A 15,365-nucleotide genomic window follows, 5' to 3' on the forward strand; every position below is an offset into this window, starting at 1 on the left:
ACATCATGTTTAATATATTACCATTATCAATTTTAGGACTGGCTGCGTTTATACTCACCGCAGTGCTCGTGCCGGTTTGTATCCCGATTTTAAAACGCATGAAATTTGGCCAGTCTATCAGAAAAGAAGGACCCGAGAGTCATCAGGTAAAGACAGGCACGCCGACAATGGGCGGTCTGACTTACCTGCTTCCGGTACTCGTACTTGCACTTATATCACTGTTTTTTGTTGATGATTCATATAAGATGCTCGTGCTGATAATAGTGACAGTCGGTTTTGGACTGATTGGATTTATCGATGATTATATTATTGTCGTTAAGAAAGACAATAGGGGTCTGACTTCAAAACAGAAGTTTTTAGCTCAGATCCTGGTATCTGTCATCGTATATTTCATCATGGCATTCGCAATTCCCGACATCGCATCCAGTGTACACATTCCGGGGACGGATTTTTATATTCCACTCGGTGTTTTATTTATCCTGTGGATTGTCTTCTGGCAGGTTGGCTTTTCCAATGCTGTGAACCTGACGGATGGATTGGATGGTCTTGCGACCGGTCTTTCAATCATTGCATTCGGAAGCTTTTTAGCCATCGCATTGATGCGCGGGGAAATGGAGATTGCGCTTTTCCTTGTCATCATGGTGGGTGCGCTGGCAGGATTCCTGATTTATAATAAATACCCTGCAAAACTCTTCATGGGAGATACAGGTTCGCTTGCACTCGGCGGGATTATTGCGACGGTTTCAATCATGCTGAATGACAGTCTGCTGCTCCTGCTCATCGGTATTGTTTTTGTCATTGAAACAGCGTCAGTTATGCTGCAGGTTGCTTCATTTAAAATGACTGGGAAACGTATTTTCAAAATGACGCCGATCCACCACCACTTTGAGCTTGTTGGCTGGAGTGAATGGAAAATTGTAGTCGTCTTCTGGCTGACCGGAGCAGCAGCTGGTGCACTCGGTGTTATGTTGGGGGCAATGTAAATGGAAACGTATGATGGTTTTAAAAATAAACGTGTCATTGTTTTAGGCTATGGCAGAAGCGGCAGAAGTGCGGTTTCTGCATTGGTGGCTCTTGGCGCTCATGTGGTTTTAACGACAAATGAAGTGATTTCGGATGAGCGCGTAAGGCAGACGATGAAAGGGTGGGGCGTTGAGATCGTAGACGGACACCATCCGGCAAGCCTTTTGAATGACGCGGAACTCATCGTTAAAAATCCGGGAATTCCATACGAAATCGATTTTTTACAGGAAGCATCAAAAAGGGGCATTCCAATCATGACCGAAGTGGAGATAGCCTATCATATTTCAGAAGCACCGATCATCGGGATCACAGGAACGAACGGTAAAACGACAGTCACGCATCTGATCGGGGAAATGCTGGAACGATCCGGGCTGAATCCCATACTTTGCGGTAACATCGGTTACCCTGCAACAAGTGCCGCCAAAGAGGCGGGGGGAGACAGTATTCTCGTAATGGAGCTTTCGTCATTTCAACTTATGGGAGTTTATGAATTCAAACCTGATACGGCAGTCATTACAAATATTTACGAAGCGCATATTGACTATCATGGTTCCGTTGAAGCGTATGAGGCTGCAAAGCTCAATCTGCTCAGGAATATGGATGAAACGGATAAATTGATCTTCAATGGTATGCAAAAGGAAAAACTTGAAAAACTGGATCATGCCATTAACACGGAATATTTCTCGATTGAAAGTGAAGCAAGCGCCTGTATAAAAGAAGGCATGATCACATATAAGGATACTCCGCTTATTCCTGTGGATGATGTGAAATTAATGGGCGGCCATAACCATGAGAATATGCTTGCTGCCATACTTGCAGCAAAAGCGCATGGTGCCACAGACGAAGCAATTATAAAAACGCTGAGTGAATTCGGGGGTATTCCGCATCGTATGGAGTACCTGGGCACGCATAAAGGAGCAGCCTACTATAATGATTCAAAAGCGACGAATAATTTAGCGACATCATTTGCTTTGAGAAGCTTTAAAACGCCGGTGATCTGGGTTGCAGGCGGATTGGACAGGGGACAATCACTGGATAATTTGATTCCTCAGATGACCAGAGTAAGGATGATCATTACTTTTGGCGAGACAAAAGAAAAATTCATTGAATTGGCAAAAGAAACACGTAAGGAAGTAGTTAGTGCAGAAAACCCTTTTGATGCGATTCAGGTGGCGGCGGAAATAAGTGAGCTGGGGGATACGGTATTATTCTCACCCGCATGTGCAAGCTGGGATCAGTATAAAGATTACGAAGCACGCGGAGATCACTTTAAAGAAGGATTCAGCATTTTAGAAAATTAAAGTCAGGTGGTGAGCTGATGAAAGAGCGTCCGGATATTGATGATCTGAAAAAGAAGTTAAAAGGTGAAAACCAAAGCGAAAATAATGCGCAGGAAAGTGATGATATGCTTCGGGCGCGACTTAAAGGCAGTCCGGAGTCCGATCACGGGGATGAAGTTAAAAATGAAGCCCCGGATAATATAGACGGACCGGGCCGGCAAACACCTGAAGGATCATATGCGAAACCAGCTGAAGAAATTTTGGAAGAGTTGCCATCTGAACCGGAGGAACAGGAAATTGGTGAAGAAACCGGCAATGACGACGAGGGCATAGAAACGTTTACCAGAGACGGCAAAACTATTTCTGTCGATACTGCTTCCCAAAGCAACAGCTCTGCCGAAACTGCAGGTGTTAAACAGGCACATAGAGATAAGGGGGCTGGAAACCCATTTAAAAAGAAAGCCGGGAGGCCGAAACCCAAAAAGAAAAGGGAACCTTTCAAGACACACTTAAAAAAACCTAAACGTGTTCAAGTGTGTACCAACCTTATCCTTCTATCTCTTCTGTTTCTTGGAGTTCTGGTGTGGTATGTCTTCTCAAGTGCCAGCTCTGTTAAAGAAATCAGCATTGCAGGCAACAGTCTGATCAGCGATGAAGAGATTGCCGACCGTCTGCAGTTTGCAGATGGGGATAAGATGTTCAGCATCGACATAAGCCGTGCTGAAGAAAACATCTCCTTGCTGCCGGCAGTAGAGGACGTTGAAGTGAAAAGGTCCTGGTGGAACGGTGTGGATGTGAATATATCCGAATACCGTGCGCTGGGGTATGTCACCAATGAAAGCAGCTATTATCCGGTGCTCGAGAATGCGAGAGTGCTCCGCGGATATCCTGCGGCACCTAAAGCGGCGCCAATCCTCCATTACTTTGAAGGAGAGGAATTTGACGCAATTGTTTCCAGCCTGAGCGAAATCGAACCCTCAATACTGGATGGAATATCCGAAATCTACTACCGCCCATCTGAGCAATCTTCAACCAGGATCCATATGTTCATGAATGATGGTCAGGAGATTGTGGCGGATTACCGTACAATCGATGATAAGATGAATCATTACATCGGAATGCGCAATGAAATCGGAGACAGTACAGCCGGCGTGATCGACCTGGAAATCGGCAGCAGCTTCCTGCCATATGAAAGCGCAGAGGCCCAGGATATCAAACAGGGGATTTACGAAACACCTGTACAGGCCCAATATATAGAGGACGTCAGTGGCTCGCTCGGGGATGTTAAGAGTGTGTTATCTGATTTCGGGGACGGGGAAGAGTGACTCCCCGTCCATTTTTTTACTGGACTATTCCGAGTAAATAGTTCACAATATGGAAGGTATAATGTAAACTATATGTATAGAAAACTGAAAAAGCTTGCTAGGAGGCAGACGAGTTGAAGGAACATTACTATGTTGCCCTTGATATCGGTTCTACCAGTGTCAAAGCAGTGGTCGGCGAAAAGTTCCATGATGGTGTAAACGTCATCGGTACCGGTCAGACCTTCACTGATGGGATATCAAAAGGGATGATCAAAGATTTTGAACTGGCAAGAAATGCTATTAAAGATACTATTAAAAAGGCCAAGATTTCATCTGGAGTTGAAATAGATGAAGTCTTTCTTAAAATGCCGATAACTGATACGGAGTTCAAGAACGGAGAAGAAGAGCTTCGTTTTGGAGGCAACTCCACAGAAATTAACGGAGAGCACATCGAAGAACTGCTCGAAACACTCAGAGAGAAAGAAATGCACAGTGATAAAGAGGTCATCACTGTGTATCCAAATTACTTTAAAGTAGATGACCTGCATGAAGTGGCCGATCCTAAAGAGATGATGGCAACACAGTCACTTTCTGTGAATGCGGGCATTATTCTTATAAACCGCACTTTATTAATGAATGCGGTTAAATGTGTCGAAGATTCAGGACTCACTGTGCTGGATGTATATTCCGACGCTGTAAACTATCAGCATATCCTCAGTGAATCGGAAGTCGAACTTGGCGGTGTTGTCATCGATATCGGTGCCGACCTGACACAGTTCGGCTACTACGAACGCGGTTCGTTGGAATTTGCGGGAAGTCTGCCTGTGGGCGGCAACCATATTACAAACGACCTCTCAGAAGCATTCAATACACCATTTGATACCGCAGAGAAAGTGAAGCAGCAATACGGACATGCGTTTTTCGACCTTGCTTCCGATGAAGATATTGTCAGACTGCCTCAAAGGGACGGAGAACCGGATATTGAAGTGACACCGAAAGACCTTGCAGATATCATTGAGCTCAGACTCGAAGAGATGCTGCTTGATGTATTCACGGCGCTGCAGGACGCGCGGATCACCAAAGTGAGCGGCGGATTTGTCGTTACAGGCGGTACTGTCAATCTGCTTGGAGTAAAAGAATTGATGCAGGACTTGGTATCTGAAAAAATAAGGATCCATATACCGAAACAGATGGGCGCAAGAAAACCTGAATACTCCAGTGTTATTTCTACTATATCCAGTGGAATTATGTTTGATGAGCTTCTTGAATATGTTACAATTGATAATTATGAGACGGAGCCTGAAGAAGCTGTGGAAGAAGCACCTGCTGAGGACTCCGGAAGCTTCTTTACGGGACTTTTCAATAAGCGTAAAGAGAACAATGCTCGTCAGATGGAAGAGGAGACCACTCAGTATTCGTATGAAGGTGAGAATACAGATGCATCTTCAAACGATGAAGAATACTCCGACTATGCTTATGATGAAGACCGTTCGGACGAACCTGTTACGAAAAAGGATGAAGAAACAAAACGCCCGAACGAACCGAAGGACTACCGTGGATATATGAAGAAGCTATTTAAAAATCTATTTGAGTAAGATGAATGACTGGGAGGAAAAATAAAATGTTAGAATTTGAACAAGGTTTCAACCATATGGCTTCATTGAAAGTCATCGGTGTAGGTGGCGGCGGTAACAACGCCGTAAACCGTATGATTGATGACGGAATACAAAATGTTGAGTTCATTGCAATCAACACGGATGGACAGGCATTGAATCTTTCAAAAGCTGAAGCTAAAATCCAGATCGGTGAAAAGCTGACTCGCGGACTTGGTGCAGGAGCGAATCCTGATATCGGTAAAAAAGCAGCTGAAGAATCCCGCGAACAGATCGAAGATGCGATCCAGGGTGCCGACATGGTGTTCGTTACTGCTGGTATGGGCGGCGGCACAGGTACCGGAGCGGCTCCGGTAGTTGCTAAAATCGCCAAAGAGATGGGCGCACTGACAGTAGGTGTCGTTACGAGACCATTCTCATTTGAAGGCAGAAAGCGCCAGACTCAGGCGGCAGCCGGTGTAGATGCCATGAAGGCTGCTGTGGATACACTTATTGTCATTCCGAACGACAGACTTCTTGATATCGTGGATAAATCCACACCGATGATGGAAGCGTTCAAAGAAGCGGATAACGTACTTCGCCAAGGTGTACAAGGTATTTCCGACCTTATCGCTGTAAGCGGTGAAGTCAATCTTGACTTTGCAGACATTAAGACAATCATGACAAACCAAGGTTCTGCGCTGATGGGCATCGGTGTATCCAGCGGTGAAAACCGTGCGATAGAAGCGGCTAAAAAAGCCATTTCAAGTCCGTTGCTTGAAACGTCAATCGTAGGGGCGCAAGGGGTGCTGATGAACATTACCGGCGGGGAATCACTATCACTGTTCGAAGCACAGGAATCAGCAGACATTGTACAGGACGCTGCAGACGAAGATGTAAACATGATCTTCGGTACAGTAATCAATCCTGAACTTGAAGATGAAATCGTGGTTACTGTAATCGCTACTGGTTTCAATGAAAAATCAGTCAACAGAACTCCGGAAAGAGAAGAGAAGAGAGACTCTGTCTCCTACCCGACTTCACAAAGAGTCGAAGACACACCGGCGTCACGTCCAGCGCGCGAAGTGGAAAGAAATACTTCTGACGATAAGGATGACGATTACGAAGTGCCGACATTCCTTAGAAACCGTTCAAGACGCAGACGATAGAATAGGACTTAAGTCAGAAAGGCACGCCTTTCTGACTTATTTTTTGAGGTGCAGCTATGTATATGGAAGACCATCATCATTACGTCGGTTTAGAAACACGCGATGTATTACTTGGATATACTAAAAGAACGGACGGCGGGAGCGATTATCCCGAAGACAGTTTTAATATGGCACTCTATATCGGAGATGACATTAAAAATGTCCATGCGCATCAAAACGCTTTAGCGATGGAGATTGGTATTGATCCGGATAATTGGGTGTTGCCTGTCCAGAAACATGGCGGAAATATCCGCGCAGTATCAAAACAGGATGCAGGTACAAACATACGTGGACTGACAGATTCACTTCATAATGTGGACGGGATTTATACATATGACCGTGATCTGCTTCTTACAATGAATTTTGCTGACTGTGTCCCCGTATATATGTGGAGCAGGAAAAACAGCTTTACTGCACTTGCACATGCAGGCTGGCGGGGCACATCCCACAATATTACCGGCAGTCTGGCTAAAAAGTATGATGGTGACCTCAGGGATTTGGAAGTTGTCGTTGGTGTGAGCATCAACGGCTCCTGTTATACCGTTGATGATAAAGTGATCAACGCACTGCGTGCAGCCGGTCTGCCGGCTGATGCTGTCAACGAACATGATGAAGGTTACGATCTGGATCTTAAAGCTGTTAATAGACATCAAGCGATCATGGCCGGTGTAAGTCCGGATTCAGTCCATGTCACTGAAATCGGCACCGAGGACTTGGATAGGTTCTTCTCGTTCCGTCTGGAAGCAGGTGAAACGGGCCGTGCCCTTGCATTCATCGGGAGGAAATCAGAAAATGATCAAAGATAATTACACACGTATTAAAGAAAAGATCGGAGATGCCGCAACACTCATAGCCGTAACAAAATACCATACTGCAGAACAGGCAGTGGAGGCTTATGAAGCGGGTGTCCGGCATTTTGGTGAAAACCGGCCGGAAGGTTTCTTAGAAAAGAAAAAAGCGCTGCCTGAAGATGCAATTGTACATTTCATAGGGACGCTGCAGTCCCGTAAGGTGAAACAGATCATAGATGACATGCATTATCTGCATTCACTGGATCGTGAATCAGTTGCCAAAAAAATTGAACAATACAGTGAACATACTGTAAAATGCTTTATACAAGTCAATGTATCCGGTGAGGACTCGAAGCACGGACTCACACCCGAAGAAGTCCCTGAATTTCTGGAACGCCTGTCAAAGTATAAGAAGGTTGAGGTTATCGGTCTGATGACCATGGCTCCCAATACTGATGACAGATCACTTATTTCTGATGTGTTCAGAAAATTATCCGAGCTGAAAGATGAGCTCGCAGAAAACAATCATGATAACATACAAATTAAAGAGCTCAGCATGGGAATGAGCAATGATTACGATGTAGCACTGGAGTACGGTGCCACTTTCGTCCGAGTCGGGAGTAAAATTATGGGAAGCAGGTGAATGCCATGGCCATCAAAAAATTTTTCAAAGATATTTTTGTAGTGGAATATGAAGAAGAAGCGCCTTCTGAAACTGCGGAAACCCAAGCAAAACAGCCGCAGCAAAATTCAAAAGTAACAAGTCTGGAACAGTCTGCCAAAAGACGTCCAGAACCGTTGAAAACAAATAAACCTGAAGAGAGTAAGCAGCCGAAGGACGAAAAGAAAGCTCAGACAAATGTGGCGGGTGGCATTCGTGGTCCTGAAAGAAGAAAATCAGGTGCCAAGCGCCAGGAGAAAGAGAAAAAGACAATCAGGAACGAGAAGGAGACGACGTTGATGAGTGCAGAAGCGAACAATACAAAAGTTTGTCTTTTTGAACCAAGAGTATTTTCGGAAACACAGGATATCGCTGATGAGTTAAAGCATGAACGTGCAACACTGGTTAATTTATCCAAGGTGGATCATGGTCCGAAAAAGCGTATTGTAGATTTTCTGAGCGGAACGGTTTATGCACTGGATGGTGACATACAAAAAGTCGGAAGTGATATCTTTTTGTGTACTCCCAATAGTGTCGGCGTCGAAGGAGAAATCAGCGGAGAAAAAGATCAGACAGATGAATTTTAAGGAGAATTAGTTTGGATAATCAATTAATCATAGAAATACTGTTATTTATAAGACAGTTCATTAATACAGTTTTCCCTATTTTCACATGGGGATTAATTATATATATTTTGAGTTCATGGCTGCCCGCACTTAGAGAATCTAAATTTGGTCAAATACTTGGTAAAATTTACGAGCCTATTTTAGAGCCGGTCAGAAAACTGATTCCACCACTTGGCGGAGTGCTCGATCTTTCACCAATTATTTTAATTATTGGTTTGAACCTATTCCGACAAGGATTAAATGCTATTTTCGCTGCGATCATTACAGCGCTGGTATAAAATGAAGGTTTCACCCATATTGGACGTCTGCCGGAATGACAACTTTTTTAATTGTGTCGTTTCGGTAGGCGTCTATCGTTTTTTGTATGGTAATATAAAGATATAGTGTTAAACACGGAGGATGGATGATGAAGGATATTTATCAGCATTTCAGAAAAGAGGAACAGGAAAAGATCACAATGTTTAATGGCCGATTTGAAATCGCCGAGAGGGATTACTATCCGGTGCTCCTGGATTTCCTCGATCCGAGAGAGCGTAAAATTGTTGAAAGTCTTTCGGGGTCTTATCCTGAAGTCCGTGTGGAATTTTACGGCGGCGGCGGTAAAAACCGTGAAAGGCAGAGGGGGATGATCATTCCTGAGATGCTTGAAGTGAGCAAGGATGATTTTGATGTGCTGGTATATGAGATAGACTACCCGGATAAGTTTGTCACATTGAACCACCGGAATGTACTCGGCGCGGTAATGAATCTCGGTTTGGATCGTTCACTGATTGGGGATATCGTAGCTTTGGATACAATTCAGATTGCGATTGCCAGGCCGTATGCACCAATGTTTGAACAGTCACTCACCAGAATAAAAAATGCCCCCGTCACTTTAAGGGAAATTCCACACGAAGCATTCGTGGACGCAGAAGATGACGGGAGGCCGATGGTCATTTTATCCTCCTCCTTCAGACTGGACACAATCGTATCGGAAGTCATTAATGAAGGCAGAGCCAAATCCAAATCCCGTGTTGAAAAAAGCAAAGTGAAAGTAAATCATTCGATTGTTACCGATCCATCCTTTATAATGGAGACCGGTGATATCGTGTCGGTCAGGCATTTTGGAAGGTTTCGCATAAATTCACTGATTGCAGAAACCAGAAAAGGGAAATACCGCTTAGAGGTTAGACTCTACAGAGACGGGTAAACAAAAGTTGAGGTGAAGGTTATGGACAGAGAAGAAGCGGTGAACAAAAAGTTCGCAACAGTATACCGCGGTCTGGATGAAAAAGAAGTGCGTGCGCATTTACGCCGGCTTCAGGGTGAAGTGGAAGCCCGTGATGAGAAAATCGCGCAGCTCGAGGGCATGCTGGATGACCGTGAAGAAAACCTGAACAGTTTCAGAAATGTGGAAACAAGTATCAATGAAGCAATACTGACCGCACAGCGTGCAGGCGATGAAACAAAGCGTGTGGCCAAAGACAGGGCAGATGAAATCATATCAGGCGCAACAGCGGAAAGGGAACGCATCATCGAAGACGGACTCACACGGGCCCGCCATATAGCCTCCCAGACCGAAGATATGAAACGGCAGTCCAAAATATTCAGGGCCAGATTCAAGATGCTGGTTGAAGCACAGCTTGATCTTCTAAAGTCGGATGATTGGGATTATTTACTTGATTTCGATAAAAATCAGGAACACCGCGTGGATGATATAGTGGACCAGGAATCAAAACCTGAAGAATGACATATTGACGGATGGACAGATATTTAGCATAATAATAGTATTGTTAGAAATGCAGATGTCATTTAGTGATAAAAGCGACCGGGGGATGGTGAAAGCTCCGGCTTTTAATGACGGTGCTGATATCACTAATGATGTATTTTAAATATATTAGCTGAGTGGACTCAAAACCTGAGTCAATTAGGGTGGTACCGCGGATGTTGATTCGCCCCTGTTGACCTCGGGTCTGAGTCTTTTTTATTATCATCAATTAATAAAAGGAGTTAAGGAAAATGGACTACAAAGAAACGCTATTGATGCCCAAAACGAAATTTAAAATGCGCGGTGGACTTGTTAACAAGGAACCACAGATGCAAGAAGAATGGCGCAATAATAATCTGTATGAAAAGAAACTTAAATTAAATGAAGGTAACACACCCTATGTACTGCATGATGGACCGCCGTACGCCAATGGTTCGCTTCACATGGGGCATGCTTTGAATAAAATCATCAAGGATATCATCATCAGAAACAAACAGATGCGCGGCTACTACGCACCTTATGTGCCCGGCTGGGATACCCATGGTCTGCCGATCGAGCAGGCTCTGACTAATAAAGGCATAGACCGTAAGAGTATGTCTATCGAAGAATTCAGAAATAAATGTATCGAATTTGCCAACACACAGATCGACCAGCAGCGTGAAGGTTTCAAGCGCATGGGGATTGATGGTGAATGGGATAACCCTTATTTGACTTATAAACCGGAATTTGAAGCGGCGCAGATTCGTGTCTTAAAAGATATGGTTGAAAAAGGATTGATCTATAAAGGGAAAAAACCAATTTACTGGTCCCCTGTAAGCGAATCTTCATTGGCTGAAGCAGAACTTGAATATAAAGATAAGCGTTCACCGTCCATTTATGTCGGCTTTGATGTAGATGACGGCAAAGGTATCGTCGAACCTGGAGTTCAAATCGTCATCTGGACAACAACACCGTGGACAATTCCTTCGAACCTTGCTGTTGCGGTTCATCCTGAACTCAACTACGTGCAGTTCAACTACGAGGGTAAAGAATATATCGTTGCAGAAGGGTTGCTTGATTCCTACTGTGAAGACGTTGATCTGGATAAAGAGAAAATAACACGCACTAAAGAATTTAAAGGGTCTGAACTCGAATATATTACGACAAAACATCCATTGTTTGACCGCACAAGCCTGGTTATTCTTGGTGATCATGTAACGTTGGACGGCGGCACAGGCTGTGTCCATACAGCACCCGGCCATGGTGATGATGACTTCATTGTCGGTCAAAAATATGATTTGGGCGTTCTGAGTCCGGTGGATGACAAAGGTGTGTTTACTGAAGAGGCCGGCAAGTATGAAGGTCTGTTCTATGATAAAGCCAATAAAGTAATCACTGAAGACTTGGATGCGAATGGCGCACTCATCAACATGAGTTTCATCACACACTCCTATCCGCATGACTGGAGATCCAAGACACCCGTTATTTTCCGTGCGACGCCACAATGGTTTGCGTCAATTAAAAACGTTCGTCAGGATATTATCGATGCACTGGATGACACTAAATTCCAGGTGGAATGGAACCGTAGGCGTATGTCCAATATGATCCAGAATCGCGGCGACTGGGTAATTTCCCGTCAGCGTGTCTGGGGTGTGCCGCTTCCATTCTTCTATGCTGAAAACGGCGAAGAAATCATTGATGTCGAAGTGATTGAACGTGTTGCACAGTTATTTGAAGAACATGGTTCAAACATATGGTTCGAATGGGACGCAGAAGATCTGCTGCCTGAGGGCTATACACACGAAGGTTCACCAAACGGAGAATTCACTAAGGAAACGGATATCATGGATGTCTGGTTCGACTCCGGTTCAACACATCGCGGTGTGCTCGGAACACGGGATTATCTGACATATCCGGCGGATCTTTATTTTGAAGGTTCCGACCAATACCGCGGCTGGTTCAACTCTTCCATCATCACGAGCGTGGCGACGCGCGGCATTGCTCCGTATAAAGAGCTGCTCAGCCATGGGTTCGTCATGGACGGACAGGGCAAGAAGATGTCCAAATCTGTCGGCAACGTCATTCTGCCTGAAAAAGTGATGAAACAGATGGGTGCAGACATCATCCGTCTATGGGTCATGTCTTCAGACTTTGAAGAGGATGTAAGGATTTCCGATGACATCCTCAAGCAGGTTTCCGAAGTGTACCGCAAAGTTAGAAACACATTCAGATTCCTTCTTGGCAACGTTGCAGATTTCAATCCTTCAGAAGATGCGATTGCCTATGAAGATATGATGGAAGTGGACCAGTTCATGGTTCAGCGCTTTAATGAGATGGTCAATCTGATGCGCGACTGCTATGACAGATATGACTATGTTTCCATGTACCAGTCATTACAGAACTTCATCAACGTAGACCTGTCGAACTTCTACCTCGACTACGGCAAAGATATTCTTTATATCGAGAAGGAAAATGCACATATCAGACGCAGCATGCAGACAGTGCTGTACAAGATTGTAACCGAACTGAACAGACTCCTCGCTCCTGTGCTTGTGCACACGGCAGAAGAGATTCATCAGCATACACCATACGTTGAACAGGAAAGTGTCCATTTGGAATACCTGCCTGAAGAAGCGGAAGTGGATACTGCACTTGTGAACAAATGGAAACAGTTCATGGCTGTCCGTGACGATGTATTCAAAGCACTTGAAGTGGCCAGAAATGAAAAAGTGATCGGCAAATCCCTTGAAGCAAAAGTTTATGTGACGCAGCCTGAGGGACTAAGCTTCGAAGACATCAACGGCAAGCTGGAACAGCTCTTTATCGTCTCCCAGGTGGAAGTGGTGGACGCGCTTGAGGATGGTACTGAATATGACACTGCCACTGTCAACGTGGAACATGCTGAAGGGACACGCTGTGAACGCTGCTGGAATTACTCTACAGCCGAATCGATCCACGAGGGCGACGATGATATCTGTCCAAGATGTCGTGAAGTTGTCGATGCACTGTAGGAGGCACTTATGAAATCCTACAGACTCATTCCTATGGCGGTCCTTGCCATATTCCTGCTCGGACTCGATCAGTTAACCAAATATCTAGTTGTTCAGAATATGGAAGAAGGGGAGTCCATTCCGGTTTTAGGGAAGTATTTGGCAATCACTTCCCACCGGAACAGCGGAGCGGCATGGGGCATGCTCCAGGGACAGATGATTTTCTTCTACATCGTTACCGTGATCGTCCTTGCCATTTTAGTCTACGTATATTTTAAAGAAGCAAAGAATAATCTATTATTACAGATTGCGATTGTGATGCTGATTGCCGGTTCTATCGGCAACTTCATCGATCGCATACTATTTCAAGAAGTTGTGGATTTTGTTGATGTACTCTTAATCTTCTATGATTTTCCAATCTTCAATATTGCTGATAGTGCGCTCACTGTTGGTGTGATATTGATGCTCGTGGAATTCTTCTTTATGGGAAAAGGTGAGAAAGATGCAGGAAATTAAAGTATCTGCAGAAGAGAACGGTCTCAGAATCGACCGTTTTCTTGCAGAAATTATACCGAATACGTCACGCAGCGATATGCAGGGACGGATTAAAGCAGGCATAGTCCTTGTAAACGGTATTGAAGTGAAACCCAATTATAAAGTGAAAACAGATGACCTGGTCGAGGTTCAGGAAAGGGAACTTGTCGAAAGCGATATTGTTCCGGAGGACCTTAACCTTAATATTATTTATGAAGATGCGCATGTGGCAGTCGTTGAGAAGCCGAAGGGGATGGTAGTCCACCCGGCGGCGGGACATACATCCGGCACACTGGTCAACGGACTGATGCACCAGCTGGATAACTTGTCCGGTATAAACGGTGAGCTCCGCCCGGGAATCGTGCACCGGATCGATAAAGACACGAGCGGCCTGCTCATGGTCGCCAAAGATGATGTAACGCACAGAGGACTTGTCGACCAGCTCGTTGATAAGTCGGTGACCCGGAAATATACCGCTTTGGTGCATGGTGAGATTCCGCACGATAAAGGGACGATCGAAGCACCGATCGGAAGAAATCCGAAAGAACGTCAGGCGATGGCTGTGGTGGATAAAGGAAAAGAAGCTGTGACACACTTTAACGTTCTTGACCGCTATGAAGGGTTCACGCTCGTCGAATGTATTCTGGAGACGGGCCGTACCCACCAGATCCGTGTCCATATGAAATACATCGGTTATCCGTTGGCGGGGGACCCCAAGTATGGCCAGAGGAAGACGCTGGATACAGACGGACAGATGCTGCATGCAGGGACGATCGGCTTCATCCATCCGGCAACAGAGGAATATATGGAGTTTGACTCCATGCTGCCGGACGCATTTGAGGATGTACTGGCTGAACTTAAACCAATAAATTCATAAGTGCTTGACTTTATAATATATAAAGCATAGACTGTTATAGAAAAGTGAATATTAAATGTCTTTAAAAGGAGTCCCGTGAGGCTCCAAAGACATGATATGGACGGGATGCAGCAGGCCTTGGGGCCGGACTGCACAGTTTTTTGGATACGTGTATACTCATGTCTTTGGACATGAGTATTTTTTTATACAAAAATTTAATCAGAGGTGTTTTTAAAATGAAAAGAAGAACGATTCTGGATGATGCACATATTTCCAGATCACTGACCCGCATGTCACATGAAATCCTTGAACGCAACAAAGGGACGGAGGGGCTCGTATTTTTAGGCGTTAAAACAAGGGGGGAATTTTTAGCGGATCGCCTCCAGCAGAAAGTGGAAGAAATAGATGGCGTGAAAATTCCGACGGGCACGCTCGATATTACCGCTTACCGTGATGATAAATCATCCGAAACGGAATCTCTGGAAGAAGCGATAAATATTGATATCCCCCTGAATGACCGGCATGTCATCATCGTCGATGACGTTCTGTACACCGGCCGCACAATCCGGGCGGCGATGGATGCAATATTGAACCAGGTACGGCCATCCAAAATTTCACTCGCTGTTCTGATTGACCGGGGGCACAGAGAACTTCCAATCCGTGCGGATTACGTCGGGAAAAACATTCCCACAGCACAGGACGAGAAAATCAACGTTTATCTGGCAGAGCACGACGATATCAATGAAGTAGTCATCAGCGAATAACAGGAGGATT

Annotated in this window: 15 protein-coding genes; all 15 read left to right on the forward strand. The window is 44.8% G+C overall.

Annotated elements, in window-relative coordinates; genetic code table 11:
* Positions 1–5: 5 nt before the first annotated feature.
* The gene (mraY, locus tag ACKRAT_RS04985) at positions 6–983 is read left to right on the forward strand and encodes a phospho-N-acetylmuramoyl-pentapeptide-transferase (protein ID WP_411843998.1); all 978 of its coding nucleotides are present in this window, start codon (positions 6–8) and stop codon (positions 981–983) included.
* Entirely contained in the window at positions 984–2,324 is a 1,341-nt protein-coding gene (gene murD, locus ACKRAT_RS04990; RefSeq protein ID WP_411843999.1) for a UDP-N-acetylmuramoyl-L-alanine--D-glutamate ligase, read from the forward strand. It abuts the gene before it with no gap.
* 17 nt (positions 2,325–2,341) lie between these two features.
* Positions 2,342–3,628 (forward strand): cell division protein FtsQ/DivIB, encoded by a 1,287-nt coding sequence (locus tag ACKRAT_RS04995; RefSeq protein WP_411844000.1) that lies wholly within the window; start codon positions 2,342–2,344, stop codon positions 3,626–3,628.
* A 113-nt stretch (positions 3,629–3,741) separates the two neighbouring features.
* Positions 3,742–5,202 (forward strand): cell division protein FtsA, encoded by a 1,461-nt coding sequence (gene ftsA, locus ACKRAT_RS05000; protein ID WP_411844001.1) that lies wholly within the window; start codon positions 3,742–3,744, stop codon positions 5,200–5,202.
* A gap of 26 nt (positions 5,203–5,228) precedes the next feature.
* Positions 5,229–6,368, forward strand: a complete 1,140-nt coding sequence (gene ftsZ, locus ACKRAT_RS05005) for a cell division protein FtsZ (RefSeq protein WP_411844002.1) — start codon at positions 5,229–5,231, stop codon at positions 6,366–6,368.
* A 56-nt stretch (positions 6,369–6,424) separates the two neighbouring features.
* Positions 6,425–7,213, forward strand: coding sequence for a polyphenol oxidase family protein (locus ACKRAT_RS05010; protein ID WP_411844003.1), 789 nt, complete (start codon positions 6,425–6,427; stop codon positions 7,211–7,213).
* A complete protein-coding gene (locus ACKRAT_RS05015; protein WP_411844004.1) occupies positions 7,200–7,841 on the forward strand; it encodes a YggS family pyridoxal phosphate-dependent enzyme in 642 nt (213 codons plus the stop codon). The genes ACKRAT_RS05010 and ACKRAT_RS05015 overlap by 14 nt, the downstream gene beginning before the upstream one ends.
* Positions 7,842–7,846: 5 nt before the next feature.
* Complete coding sequence (locus tag ACKRAT_RS05020) at positions 7,847–8,446, forward strand: cell division protein SepF (RefSeq protein ID WP_411844005.1); 600 nt, start codon at positions 7,847–7,849, stop codon at positions 8,444–8,446.
* A gap of 11 nt (positions 8,447–8,457) precedes the next feature.
* On the forward strand, positions 8,458–8,763 hold the full coding sequence (locus tag ACKRAT_RS05025) for a YggT family protein (protein ID WP_411844006.1): 306 nt from the start codon (positions 8,458–8,460) through the stop codon (positions 8,761–8,763).
* 125 nt (positions 8,764–8,888) lie between these two features.
* Positions 8,889–9,674 (forward strand): RNA-binding protein, encoded by a 786-nt coding sequence (locus ACKRAT_RS05030; protein WP_411844007.1) that lies wholly within the window; start codon positions 8,889–8,891, stop codon positions 9,672–9,674.
* A gap of 21 nt (positions 9,675–9,695) precedes the next feature.
* Positions 9,696–10,214, forward strand: a complete 519-nt coding sequence (locus ACKRAT_RS05035; RefSeq protein WP_411844008.1) for a DivIVA domain-containing protein — start codon at positions 9,696–9,698, stop codon at positions 10,212–10,214.
* A gap of 269 nt (positions 10,215–10,483) precedes the next feature.
* The gene (gene ileS / locus ACKRAT_RS05040) at positions 10,484–13,222 is read left to right on the forward strand and encodes an isoleucine--tRNA ligase (RefSeq protein ID WP_411844009.1); all 2,739 of its coding nucleotides are present in this window, start codon (positions 10,484–10,486) and stop codon (positions 13,220–13,222) included.
* Between the two features lie 9 nt (positions 13,223–13,231).
* Positions 13,232–13,717 (forward strand): signal peptidase II, encoded by a 486-nt coding sequence (lspA, locus tag ACKRAT_RS05045; RefSeq protein ID WP_411844010.1) that lies wholly within the window; start codon positions 13,232–13,234, stop codon positions 13,715–13,717.
* Positions 13,704–14,612 (forward strand): RluA family pseudouridine synthase, encoded by a 909-nt coding sequence (locus ACKRAT_RS05050; RefSeq protein ID WP_411844011.1) that lies wholly within the window; start codon positions 13,704–13,706, stop codon positions 14,610–14,612. The genes lspA and ACKRAT_RS05050 overlap by 14 nt, the downstream gene beginning before the upstream one ends.
* Before the next feature lie 215 nt (positions 14,613–14,827).
* A complete protein-coding gene (gene pyrR, locus ACKRAT_RS05055) occupies positions 14,828–15,355 on the forward strand; it encodes a bifunctional pyr operon transcriptional regulator/uracil phosphoribosyltransferase PyrR (protein ID WP_411844012.1) in 528 nt (175 codons plus the stop codon).
* The last annotated feature ends 10 nt before the right edge of the window (positions 15,356–15,365 follow it).

This window comes from Salinicoccus sp. HZC-1, from assembly GCF_046736035.1.
Taxonomy (GTDB): domain Bacteria; phylum Bacillota; class Bacilli; order Staphylococcales; family Salinicoccaceae; genus Salinicoccus.

Excerpts from the sequence above, each read along its gene's own strand:
- ACKRAT_RS05030 (WP_411844007.1), top strand. The coding sequence starts at position 8,889 with ATGATGAAGGATATTTATCAGCATTTCAGAAAAGAGGAACAGGAAAAG.
- ftsZ (WP_411844002.1), top strand. The coding sequence starts at position 5,229 with ATGTTAGAATTTGAACAAGGTTTCAACCATATGGCTTCATTGAAAGTC.
- ACKRAT_RS05010 (WP_411844003.1), top strand. The coding sequence starts at position 6,425 with ATGTATATGGAAGACCATCATCATTACGTCGGTTTAGAAACACGCGAT.
- ileS (WP_411844009.1), top strand. The coding sequence starts at position 10,484 with ATGGACTACAAAGAAACGCTATTGATGCCCAAAACGAAATTTAAAATG.
- ACKRAT_RS05020 (WP_411844005.1), top strand. The coding sequence starts at position 7,847 with ATGGCCATCAAAAAATTTTTCAAAGATATTTTTGTAGTGGAATATGAA.
- ACKRAT_RS05035 (WP_411844008.1), top strand. The coding sequence starts at position 9,696 with ATGGACAGAGAAGAAGCGGTGAACAAAAAGTTCGCAACAGTATACCGC.
- ACKRAT_RS05050 (WP_411844011.1), top strand. The coding sequence starts at position 13,704 with ATGCAGGAAATTAAAGTATCTGCAGAAGAGAACGGTCTCAGAATCGAC.
- lspA (WP_411844010.1), top strand. The coding sequence starts at position 13,232 with ATGAAATCCTACAGACTCATTCCTATGGCGGTCCTTGCCATATTCCTG.
- mraY (WP_411843998.1), top strand. The coding sequence starts at position 6 with ATGTTTAATATATTACCATTATCAATTTTAGGACTGGCTGCGTTTATA.
- ACKRAT_RS04995 (WP_411844000.1), top strand. The coding sequence starts at position 2,342 with ATGAAAGAGCGTCCGGATATTGATGATCTGAAAAAGAAGTTAAAAGGT.
- murD (WP_411843999.1), top strand. The coding sequence starts at position 984 with ATGGAAACGTATGATGGTTTTAAAAATAAACGTGTCATTGTTTTAGGC.
- ACKRAT_RS05015 (WP_411844004.1), top strand. The coding sequence starts at position 7,200 with ATGATCAAAGATAATTACACACGTATTAAAGAAAAGATCGGAGATGCC.
- pyrR (WP_411844012.1), top strand. The coding sequence starts at position 14,828 with ATGAAAAGAAGAACGATTCTGGATGATGCACATATTTCCAGATCACTG.